The following is a 3,077-nucleotide window of genomic DNA, read 5'->3' as shown; positions in this document are numbered from 1 at the left end:
CGGCTAGTTGCGTTTGAGGAAGAGGCTGACGTCGTCGTTGTTGATCAGGTCGGGAACGGTCCAGCCATCGAGGTTGTATTCGGACATGCACAGGTCCGCGAAGCCCTTCATGGCCCCTGTGGTTCCCTGTGCCTGGGCTGCGAAGAGGATCTCTGCCTTCACGTTCTCGTGGTTGCCGGAATAGTTCCGCTCGTAGAGTTCGTGGCGGCCGCCGAATTCGGTGCCGATCGAGTCCCACAGCAGCTTCATGAGCTTGACCCGGTCCACGGCCTCCACACCATCGGATCCCCGGACGTACTTGTCCAGGTAGGGCCGGATTTCGGGGGTTTTGAAGTCCAGTGCCGAGGAGTTGAGGTAGATCAGCCCGGAGGCGACGTCCTGCTCGATGATTTCCTTGATCCGCGGGTATCCGATGGCCATGAACATCCGGTACGCGAGGCCGTAGTCCAGTTTGGGCAGCACCGTGCCGTTGGGGCCTTGGTCTGGGTTCAGGGTCATGCCGTCGATCAGGGCGTTGAACATGTTCCGCCAGCCCAGGACTTCACCGACGCGGGTCTGGACGCCGCGGAAGTCCTGCGTCCCGGCCACTTCGAGAGCCTTCAGCAGCAGGCCCGCGATGAAGTCCAGTTTGGTGGCCAGCCGGATGACGCCCTGGAAGGTGAAACGGTTGATGAACCCGGTCTGCGGGAAAAAGTTGTTGACCTTCTCCACGTCCCCGTACGCGAAGACGTTCTCCCACGGGATCAGGACCTTGTCGAACACAAACACGGAGTCGTTCTCATCCATGCGGGATGAGAGCGGGTAATCGAACGGCGTGCCCATCACGGCGGCCTGGTGAGAATATGAAGCACGGCTGATCAGCTTAACCCCGGGCGCGTCCATGGGGACGGTGCAGATCAGCGCGAACTCCTTGCGCTTAATGGGCAGGCCGTAGTGGGCGATGAAGTTGTAGTTGGTGATGGCGGACCCGGTTGCCACTACCTTGGCGCCGGAGACGATCAGGCCCGAATCCGTTTCCTTTTCCACCTTCATGAACACATCGCCCACCTGGTCCGGTGGAAGGTGCCGGTCTACCGGCGGGTTGATGATGGCATGGTTCCAGTAGAGGACCTTCTCCTGGGACTCCTTGTACCAGCGCTTCGCGTTGTCCTGGAACGGCTCGTAGAAGTCGGGCATGCCGCCCAGGGTGCCCAGGAACGCCGCCTTGTAATCCGGGGAGCGGCCCAGCCAGCCATAGCTCATGCGGGCCCAGGTCTCGATGGCGGTGCGGTCCTTTTTCAGGTCCTCCACGCTATGCGGCGTCCGGAAGAAGGACATGGTCTTGCCCCCGGAGCCGGTATCGGTGGGCACCATGAGCTTGTCCTGCAGCTCGGGCTTGTGCATGGCGTCGTAGAGCCGGGCTGCCATGCGGATGGAGTTGCGGAAGGCGGGGTGGGTGGTGACGTCCTTGACGCGTTCCCCGTAGATCCATACTTCCCGGTCATCCTTGAGCGAGTTGATGTATTCATCACCCGTCATCGGCATCTTGGGGTTCGCGGGTGTGGTCCGCTCGTCCATGGTGGAGGCAGAGGCGTCCAGTATCTCGGTCATATTTTCTTCCTTTTAGGGAAAGCTTGGATGAGGTCTAGCGGCTGCTGAAGGGTTTGAAAGAGTCGGCCCCGGAGAACCAGCCGGAGGCGGGGCCGTCACCGCAGTGATCCCAGGGACTGCCGTCCAGGTGTCGGCCGATTTCACGGAACTTCCCGCCAAAGAACAGCAACGGCGGTCGTGTGGTGGTCTGCATTTTGATGACCTCGCCGATCACGATGATGTGGTCGCCACCGTCGTAGATGTTCCAAGGGCGGCATTCGAGGGTTGCTGCGTTCTTCGTCAGTATTGGAACAGGTCCGTCGAGGGCCCACTCCGGCTCTTCCGCCATTGGCCTGCCGGCGAAGTGCATCGCCACGTCCTGCTGTTCAAGGGACAGAATGTTGATGGCGAAGGGCGCTCCGTCCAGGTACTTGGCGGCCCGGGAGGTGCGGGTTAACGTCACCTGTGCCAGGGGTGGATCGAGTGAGACCGCGGTGAAGGCGTTGACTGTGGCGCCGTGTGGGATTCCGTCGCTTGAACGGGTAGTTACTACCGTGACGCCGGTGGCGAAGGTGCCGAATGCGTTCCGCAGTTCGCGGGCGTCGATGGGGGCGAGAACTGCCTTCTTAGTCATGGTTCTCAGTTACTCTGTCGGGTCGAGGACGAAGTTGTAAGTGACTTCGTGGCCGTGTCCGTTGCTGCGGTTGATCGGTGAGAGGACCAGTTCGGGTTTCACGGCTGAGGCGATGTCGTCGCCGACGTGTTCGTCGCCTTCGAAGTACAACTGGGTGGTGACGAGCTGGTGCCCTGGGGCGGATACTTTCAGATGGAGGTGGGCCGGGCGCCAGGCGTGCCAGCCGGCTGCGGCGATTAGCTGTCCGCAGGCTCCGTCCGTGGGGATCTGGTACGGCGCGGGTTGAATGGTGTTGATCTGGAAACTACCGTCCTGGTCCGACACCACAGTGCCGCGAAGGTTCCATTCAGGAATGCCCGGAGCAAACTGCGAGTAGAAACCCAGATCATCTGCGTGCCAGATCTCGATCCTGGCGCCGGGAAGGGCTTTGCCGGCGACGTTCGTGACCTTCCCTTGGAACAGCAGCGGAGTGCCGGGTTCATCGTCACGCATCGGAAGTGTTGCCGGGGAGTTCAGCTGTGGTGAGTCCGGCAGGTAGTACGGTCCCTCGATTGCTCCCTTGGAGCCGTGGCGGCGAGAGTTCGCGACTTCCTCCACGGAGTGCTCAACCCACACATCCAGGAACAGCGGCCATTCGCCGTCTTCACCTACTTTGATGAGCCAGGCCTTCAGTGCGTTGTATTCGTCGTAGGTGACTTCTTCTTCAAGCACGGTGTCGTTGATGGCTTTGATAACGCGCCCGGCGAGTGTGCTGACGCGTTCCTGGCTGGTGGCCGCGGCGAAGTGCTTGTTCTCGCGGAACCTTGCGGTGGCGCCGGCACCTGAAGCGGCGGCGGTGGCCTGGGTTTCTACTGTCATGATGACTCCTTTGTCT

3 protein-coding genes are annotated in these 3,077 nt (G+C 61.2%); all 3 read right to left on the bottom strand.

The features are described 5' to 3' along the window. Positions 1–3 precede the first annotated feature (3 nt). Genes QRM57_RS20915 through catA form a run of 3 tightly spaced genes read right to left on the bottom strand, consistent with a single transcriptional unit; the run spans position 4 to position 3,061 of the window. Positions 4–1,590 (bottom strand): 4-hydroxyphenylacetate 3-hydroxylase family protein, encoded by a 1,587-nt coding sequence (locus tag QRM57_RS20915; protein ID WP_284988126.1) that lies wholly within the window; start codon positions 1,588–1,590, stop codon positions 4–6. Between the two features lie 34 nt (positions 1,591–1,624). After that, positions 1,625–2,203, bottom strand: coding sequence for a flavin reductase family protein (locus tag QRM57_RS20910; RefSeq protein WP_284988125.1), 579 nt, complete (start codon positions 2,201–2,203; stop codon positions 1,625–1,627). Between the two features lie 9 nt (positions 2,204–2,212). Then, positions 2,213–3,061 carry a catechol 1,2-dioxygenase gene (gene catA, locus QRM57_RS20905; protein WP_284988124.1) on the bottom strand — a complete coding sequence of 283 codons (849 nt, stop codon included), beginning with the start codon at positions 3,059–3,061 and terminating at the stop codon, positions 2,213–2,215. Positions 3,062–3,077: the final 16 nt, after the last annotated feature.

Origin of the sequence: Arthrobacter sp. fls2-241-R2A-172 (genome assembly GCF_030208885.1) — a bacterium.
Lineage (GTDB): Bacteria > Actinomycetota > Actinomycetes > Actinomycetales > Micrococcaceae > Arthrobacter.
This window is presented reverse-complemented; position numbering and strand designations above follow the sequence as displayed.

Excerpts from the sequence above, each read along its gene's own strand:
- QRM57_RS20915 (WP_284988126.1), bottom strand. The coding sequence starts at position 1,590 with ATGACCGAGATACTGGACGCCTCTGCCTCCACCATGGACGAGCGGACC.
- QRM57_RS20910 (WP_284988125.1), bottom strand. The coding sequence starts at position 2,203 with ATGACTAAGAAGGCAGTTCTCGCCCCCATCGACGCCCGCGAACTGCGG.
- catA (WP_284988124.1), bottom strand. The coding sequence starts at position 3,061 with ATGACAGTAGAAACCCAGGCCACCGCCGCCGCTTCAGGTGCCGGCGCC.